Annotated in this window: 5 protein-coding genes; 2 read left to right on the plus strand and 3 right to left on the minus strand. The window is 60.3% G+C overall.

Annotated elements, in window-relative coordinates; all coding sequences use genetic code 11:
- Nucleotides 1-170: 170 nt before the first annotated feature.
- Nucleotides 171-1,313, plus strand: coding sequence for an alpha/beta hydrolase (locus tag HMPREF2847_RS06965; protein WP_070851947.1), 1,143 nt, complete (start codon nucleotides 171-173; stop codon nucleotides 1,311-1,313).
- Between the two features lie 132 nt (nucleotides 1,314-1,445).
- Here HMPREF2847_RS06965 and HMPREF2847_RS06970 read toward each other — a convergent pair whose 3' ends face one another.
- From HMPREF2847_RS06970 to HMPREF2847_RS06980, 3 genes are all read right to left on the minus strand, one after another.
- On the minus strand, nucleotides 1,446-2,087 hold the full coding sequence (locus HMPREF2847_RS06970; RefSeq protein WP_070851948.1) for a DUF3239 domain-containing protein: 642 nt from the start codon (nucleotides 2,085-2,087) through the stop codon (nucleotides 1,446-1,448).
- Nucleotides 2,088-2,112: 25 nt separating this feature from the next.
- On the minus strand, nucleotides 2,113-3,816 hold the full coding sequence (locus HMPREF2847_RS06975) for a DNA repair helicase XPB (protein ID WP_070851949.1): 1,704 nt from the start codon (nucleotides 3,814-3,816) through the stop codon (nucleotides 2,113-2,115).
- Nucleotides 3,817-3,964: 148 nt separating this feature from the next.
- Nucleotides 3,965-6,481 (minus strand): helicase-associated domain-containing protein, encoded by a 2,517-nt coding sequence (locus HMPREF2847_RS06980; protein ID WP_070851950.1) that lies wholly within the window; start codon nucleotides 6,479-6,481, stop codon nucleotides 3,965-3,967.
- A gap of 74 nt (nucleotides 6,482-6,555) precedes the next feature.
- Between HMPREF2847_RS06980 and HMPREF2847_RS06985 the strand changes: the two genes are divergently transcribed.
- Entirely contained in the window at nucleotides 6,556-6,744 is a 189-nt protein-coding gene (locus HMPREF2847_RS06985; protein WP_016423317.1) for a hypothetical protein, read from the plus strand.
- The last annotated feature ends 125 nt before the right edge of the window (nucleotides 6,745-6,869 follow it).

The following is a 6,869-nucleotide window of genomic DNA, read 5'->3' on the forward strand; positions in this document are numbered from 1 at the left end:
GCTTTTGTTTTACCCACAAGTAAACAACATTCAACAGAATAAACGACGCAAAGTACTATTTTTGTGCCATCCAATATTCTATAGATTTTCAGTTAGCAAAACTGATCGAGCATATCTACGGTTTCCTAGCTTGGTGAATCCTCACGGGTTCTCTGTGGCAGACTGTTTCTATGACTAATCAAACACCTAACTCCGACGTGGTTAACCTCGATTCTTCTGAGGCCGAGTCTCAAGACAACTTCACTCCCGTAACGACCGAAGAGGGTAAGCTGCAACAGCTTATTGAATGGCTTGAAGAACACGTCTCGGCCTATTCCTACTTGAGCGAGGTTGTCCCGTTGGGTGCCTCTGAAGAAGACATCAGGAAGGCTCGTGCGTCAGTCAATGACCGCGGTGCTCGTATGCCCGACGCTATTATTCACGGTTCGATGATGGTCTTGGGGGCGGCCGTCAACCATTCTTCGCCATACCTTGCGTACGCCGATGGCAAGGTTGAAGTAACGGATACGACGGTGGGGGATAGTCCTAGCGTTCCGGTTCGAGTTTTTGTTCCGAAGGATCCAACCGGATCTGTGGTAGTTGCCGCACACGGTGGCGCTTTCTGGATGGGTGACGGCAGTCTGCGTGAGAATTCCTTCGGCCCAAATATGGCTGCCCTGGCAGCCCGATCGGGCGCAATTGTTGTGGATGTGGATTACCGGCTCGCACCAGAGCACAAGGTATCTGAGGCCGTCAATGACATCGTGCGGGTAGTCGCATCTGTCGCAGATGATTCGTTGCAGCTTCAGAAATTGGGTGCAATGCCCATCAGCGATCAGAACCCGATAGTTCTCTACGGTGTCTCTTCAGGCGGGCACAACGTTGTTTCCGCGGTAGACCAGATTAGTCAGGACACGCCGGTTGCTCTGTTGCTCGTTGCTCCGGCCCTAGACTTGCGTGGTGCGCCTGCCGTGTGGTTGCAGGCATTTTTCGGCACCTCTGACGATTCGGCAAAGGAAGTGTCACCGGGATTGCATGAGCCGTCGCGAAGCATGCGTGTCCACGTTCAGGCAGCTACCCGCGATACTGTCGTTCGTCCAGCTACCGAGTACCTGAAGAAGGTCGAGGAGGCGGGCGGAGAGGCCTCTCAGGCGGAATTCTTGGCAACTCACCAGATTGCGGTTCCAAAGGTTCAGCGAGAGCAGATTACGGACGCGGCGCGGTTCATTTTAGAGGCCACTCACACGGAACGTGAGCTGCCAGAGGACCCGGCAGGTGAATACGATAAGGAAGCGATTGACCGGCAGAACGAAGAATCCTGGGGCAAAAGCTAGTCAACCCGTTTCAGTTCCCAATGGCGCTCTCGCTGTGTATGTAAGCGCTGCGGAGGAGAGCGCCGGTGAGGGAAACCGGGGGCGGAGCTAGAACAGCTCAGTGCCAGAAGGCCGGGGGCGAACAGGCTCCGACTAGTTCAGCGGCAGGAGGTTGCGCTTCGTTGCGTGGACCTCTTCCACCCGGTCGATGTTGCGTTCGAGGACATTCCAATCGTTGACCGGAATATTGCGCTGGGCTTGGGCAATAACTGCTTTATCCGGAGTGGACCACGCGAGGGGCACTGGGGTGATTTCATCGTAGAACTCGGTGCGGCTCTTATGTGTACCGGCCACAGAAACAGCTGGCACCTTCGCGCCCACGCGGCGGGGAACCCCGGAAATCGTGGTGACAGTACGTGTAGCCAGGGCCGGGGCGGGCTCTCCATCGGAGGGGTTTTTACGCATGTCCACCAAAGTCATCAGCACCATGGTTCGCTCATCAACACGCGCAATCATGGCCGGAACCAGCGGGGATTCGTCGTAAAGCTCTTGCGGATCCTTGATTGCGCGTCGCACCTGGAAGGTAACGCCGACGTAGAGAGCCGCGAGGGCGAAAAGCACAACCGCGCTGCCGATAACAAACGGCGTGCGGTCGAAAACTACTAGAACCAGCACAGCGCCGACGAGCAGCAGAGCAGAGAAAATGCCGGAGGAGATGAGCAGCCGGCGGGCATCGCGGTAGTACTCGTTGTTGGCGTTGGTGTGCTCGCGGTTGACGGGAAAGTGAAAGTTCATGGCAGTCCTTTAGTTATCCATTTTTCTAGGATTCCGAGCTAGCGGTGGAATCGCCGGGCAGGGTTGGGCCGAGGTACTCATCTGCGTCGACGATTCGGTAGGCGTAGCCCTGTTCCGCCAGGAAACGCTGGCGATGAGCTGCATATTCCGTATCGAGCGTATCGCGAGTCACCACCGAGTAAAAGACGGCGCCACCACCATCGGACTTCGGGCGCAGGAGACGCCCCAGACGCTGTGCCTCCTCCTGTCGGGAACCGAAGGTGCCGGAAATTTGCACGGCGACAGAGGCTTCGGGAAGGTCGATGGAGAAGTTCGCAACCTTGGAGACCACCAGCGTGTTGATCTCGCCGCGCCGGAACTTCCCAAAGAGCTCCTCGCGTTTGGCATTGGACGTCTTTCCTTCGATGACATCGACGCCCAGTTCCTCGCCAATCTCTTCGAGCTGATCCAAGTAGGCACCAATCACCAGAGCGGGTTCGCCCTCGTGTCGGGCAAGGATTTGCTTAACGACGGGAATCTTCGTCGGCGTCGTTGCGGCCAGGCGATACCTGTCGGAGGCCTCAGCCGTGGCGTAGAGCATGCGCTCGGACTCGGTCGGGGTCACGCGGACCTCAACGCAGTCAGCCGGTGCGATCCAGCCCTGGGCTTCGATGTCCTTCCACGGGGCGTCGTAGCGTTTCGGGCCAATCAGGCTGAAGACATCGCCCTCGCGGCCATCTTCGCGCACCAGGGTGGCGGTGAGCCCCAGTCGACGGCGCGACTGCAGATCCGCGCTCATTCGGAACACAGGAGCGGGCAGGAGGTGGACCTCGTCGTAGATGATGAGGCCCCAGTCGCGGGAATCGAATAGCTCGAGTGCGCGGTATTCCCCCTTGGTCTTGCGCGTGACCACTTGGTAGGTCGCAATGGTGACGGGGCGAATTTCCTTCTTTTCGCCGGAGTACTCGCCGATTTCGTCCTCGGTCAGCGAGGTGCGTCGCAGCAGTTCGTCGCGCCACTGCCTACCGGCAACCGTGTTGGTGACCAGAATCAAAGTGGTGCGCTGCGCGTCTACCATGGCCGCCGCGCCGACGATTGTTTTGCCTGCGCCACAGGGCAGCACCACGACGCCGGAGCCGCCTTCACGGAAGGAATCAGCCGCCATGCGTTGGTAGTCGCGCAGTTCCCAGGCGTCGTCACCTCCAGTGCCCTGATCCTGCCAAGCGATGGCGTGTGCCTCACCGTCGATGTAGCCGGCGGTGTCATTGGCAGGCCAGCCGACCTTCAGCAGCTCCTGTTTGATTCGGCCTCGCTCGGAGGGGTGCACGGTCCAGGTGTCGGCATCGATTTGCTCACCGAGCATCGGGCGAATCTTTTTGTGCTTGGTCACCTCGGCCAGTACCGCAGGGTCGTGTGAGACCAGAATAAGGCCGTGAGCTGGATGCTTGGTCAGGCTCAGGCGACCGTAGCGGTCCATGGTCTCCGCGACGTCGATAAGCAGGGGCTGTGGGACGGGGAACTTGGAGAAGCGCTCGAGGACGTCGACCACCTGCTCCGCGTCGTGACCGGCGGCGCGGGCATTCCACAGCGCCAGCGGGGTGATGCGGTAGGTGTGCACGTGTTCAGGAGCACGTTCGAGCTCCGCGAACGGTGCCAGCGCCGCGCGTGCCGCATCCGCCTCCGGATTATCGACCTCCAGCAGCACCGTCTTATCCGATTGGACGATCAGCGGACCCGTACCGAAACCCATTATTTCCTCGCCTCGCAGACATTCGACCAAAAATAAGCTAAAGGTCAATTCTGCCACGATTACGCAGAAGATGCGCCACGGGCTCGAATCATCCCGAACCGTCACATTCGCTTTTGCATCGCTTTACGACGGTCCCCGCGCCCGCCGCCTAGTCGACAGGACGTACTTCGGTAATGCGATGCAGCAGGAAGCGCAGCACTTGGCTGGTGGCCGGGTCGATAGCATCGACCTGCCCACCGGAGACGGTGACTGGGCGCACGCGCTTGCGGCCGGGTTTGCCGTTGCGGTCAACGTAGCTCAAATAGAGGTCGTCACCGTGGCGTGCCGCGCGCTGCAGAAGCTTGAATGCTTCGGTGCCGGAGGCGTAGTCGCTCGTGCCACCGGTGCTAGCGCTGGCACCGGCAGCCGTCCCCGTACCTGTCGCCGAATCCGCAACCGAGCCAGAGACCCCAGCAGTGCTGCCACTGGCTGTAGCGCCACTGGAACTACCGGCGTGCTCGGCAGCACGGTTGCCATCGGCAATAGCCGTCAACGCTTGGCTGATGCGTTCCGGTTCGGGCATCGTTGTACGCGCGGTGGGCACCGGAGCTGGTGCCTCAATGCGACAGGGAGCGCGACCGAGATCCAGCACCAAACCCTCTGCATCTTCGGCGATGATGGAAAAGCCCCCATTTCTAGCGGTCTCAATCACTTGGGCAAGCGGGGCCTGGCTAATCAGCACCGTTTCGGCAATCTTCCGCAACGCCAGGCTTTGTCCAGCCTGGTGACTCTGGAATGAGGCCAGCAGGGCCGGATCGTCACAGCGGATAAACGACGCTGCGGGGCCACCGCGGAGACGACCGTGGCGGCGGGCGACGTCGTCAAGCAGATAGGTAATGGACTGCGGCACCTCGCTGACGGCGTAGCGCGAGAGAAACTCGGAGATATCGGCGGCGTTGATGCCGGCGTCGAGGGCATCGCGAAGACTGTCTTCGGTCACGCGGTAGACGCTGGCGAGGCCGGGAGATTCCAGCTGCGCAATCGAACTGAGCATGCGTTCCATCTCCGGGGATGCGGGGCCCGGCACGACGATGGTGTTGTCCGCCTGGACCATCAGGTACGAGGCGTTCGGCGGCAAGAGGTTGTTACAGGCGGCACGCAGATCGTCGAAGGCCTCGGCGGTACCGGATTCGATGAGCGCGACCATGGCTTTGCCAACCTCGCTAAGGCCGACGGAAATCGTTTCCACACCCGGGTCCCGCACGACGATGCCGAGGGCGACCAGCTCGTCGACCACGCCACTGAGAGTCTCGTCCGTGCACCTCGCGTTGGTGATCGGGTAGTAGTAGGCGGCGCATTCACGCAGGTCAGTCAGGGCGACGACGTCGTTGTCGCTTGCCGACGACGCCACCTGCGCACAGCAGGCCAGCACCATTTCCCGGATTGACGGTACCCCGGAGAGCCGAGTTTGAGGTGAGAGCAGAGCAATGCGCTTGCCTTCCTCATTGAGCTGGTCGACCCGCCAGGGCGCTGCGTCGCTAGTGCGAGTGCCGACTGTCAAGCTCACCCACCGGTCAACCAGATCGGCGTCGAGGAAACCGTCGGCTGCCAGCGTGGGTGCGAAATAGTCACCACCGGTGTCGTGCAGTGGCAGCGGATGCGGAGTGCCGACATGAACCAGGCCCGCTGCACCGAGGTTAGCCACGCCGCGAGCCAGCTCCGAGATGTCGACGCCGAGTTCCTCGATGAGATTGCGGGTTTCCCGCACTCCGATGACACCGTTTTTCAAGGTCGGTGCGGGGTTGGTTCCCAGTAGGTCCAGGAGGTCGGTCGCCTGTCGCAAAGTTTCCCAGGCAGTGGCGGCAGCACGGTCGTTACCGCTGGCAATCACATGGGTAGCGGGGGGTTCGGGGCGCAGGGGGACGTCGTCGTCGGCAAGCCCGACTCCACGCATGAGCGCGCGAACGGTGGCGGGTAGGCGGACGGTGCCCTCGTCGATGCGTTCGAGCAGTTCGGCGTTGATGAGCGCTGGGACCGGCAGCGAGGGGTCGGCATCCGGATGAGCGTCCTTTGTGACGCCGAGACCTCCGGAGTTGGCGAGGGTGTCCAGGAGACGCTGCTGCCTGTCTGTGACCTTGGTGAGTGCCGTGCGTAGCTGGCTGCGGCTGGGGCCATCGGGATTGGGCAGAAGATACCAGCCGGGTGGCAACGAGGTGGCGACCTCATCGCTGAGACAGAAGTAGTCCTGCCAGGGCAGAGGCTTCTTGCGGGTGGACTTGCCGGTGAAGGTGCCGCGGGGGCCGGGGCCGTTGCCCCAGATGAGTCCGTATTCGCGCAGGGTATCGAGGCTTGTCCGAATATGTGTGGCCGTGGGCCGTTGATTGGCGGGAACTTCTGCTCGAGAGAGTAAGTCGAGAATGTAGTCGATGAGGGCGTCCGCAGTGACGGGTTCGGCGTCGGCACCGAGGTCAGCGGCAGCCTCAATGCAGGCGAGCTCCAGTGCGGGCAGTTTGGTCAGCGCGCGGGAGACAGAAGCGCGGAGCTGGAGCCTTGCCGCTAGCACCTGGGAAGACTTCGGCGGCGGCGACAGCGCATCGGGGCGATTGCTGAGGATAGCGCCCACAAATTGGTCTGGTTGACCTGCCAGCCAGTCGGAAAAGAGTGCAAAGGGGGTGGTGCTAGTCATGACAATCCCCACTTTAGTGAGATTTAAGGAGGGGAGAAGGTGACTGGGGAGAAAATTTTTGGGATAATCTCAGCATGGCTAACGTTGCAAAGAAATCCTATGTCGATCCCGGCTGGCCGAAGGACCTCGAGCCTGGTCAGCACGCTGTTACTGAACTGATTGCTCACCACGCTGGTGCAGATTCGCCTTTCGGCGACATTGAGTTCCCGGTTGATCCGGAGACTCTGGGTTACGTGCACCCGACCACGGTGATTAACAAGTAATCTTTTTAGATTCTTAGCAGAGCTAGATCTGCAGGAGGCCCGCAGCCGTGACTGCTATTTCAGTCGTGGCTGCGGGCTTCAAATATGAAACTGTGCGAGTTTATGACACTTTCAAGCCATTTTTC

The organism is Corynebacterium sp. HMSC074C03 (assembly GCF_001838285.1).
GTDB classification, from domain to species: Bacteria; Actinomycetota; Actinomycetes; order Mycobacteriales; family Mycobacteriaceae; genus Corynebacterium; species Corynebacterium amycolatum.